The following is a 311-nucleotide window of genomic DNA, read 5'->3' on the forward strand; positions in this document are numbered from 1 at the left end:
CTATCGGCTCACTGAGAGACCGCATAAACCAACTGATATCAACTAATCGTTTACGGTACTCTGTAATGCATTCATCGACTATTTGGCGCTCAAACTGATTAAGATCTTCCTCTTTAACATACTTATGAGTTAACAATGTGCCTTTAAAGCCTTTATGCCACTGCATCAGTACTTCTTTATCTGACCAGTGCCTCGCTTTGTCTGCATCGACTTTTATCACCACATGCAAGTGGTTACTCATGACGGCATAAGCACAAATATCAATGGCGAAAATGGTCGCCAACTCAAGAATACGTGAATCCACCCACTCT

The 311-nt window shown here is 41.8% G+C and carries 1 pseudogene; it reads right to left on the reverse strand.

Features of this window, described 5'->3' with window-relative positions:
* Positions 1-311: pseudogene (locus AAEZ00_RS20840) on the reverse strand (transposase); the annotation flags it as partial.

Origin of the sequence: Shewanella sp. S1-49-MNA-CIBAN-0167 (assembly GCF_040310145.1) — a bacterium.
Taxonomy (GTDB): Bacteria; Pseudomonadota; Gammaproteobacteria; order Enterobacterales; family Shewanellaceae; genus Shewanella; species Shewanella psychromarinicola.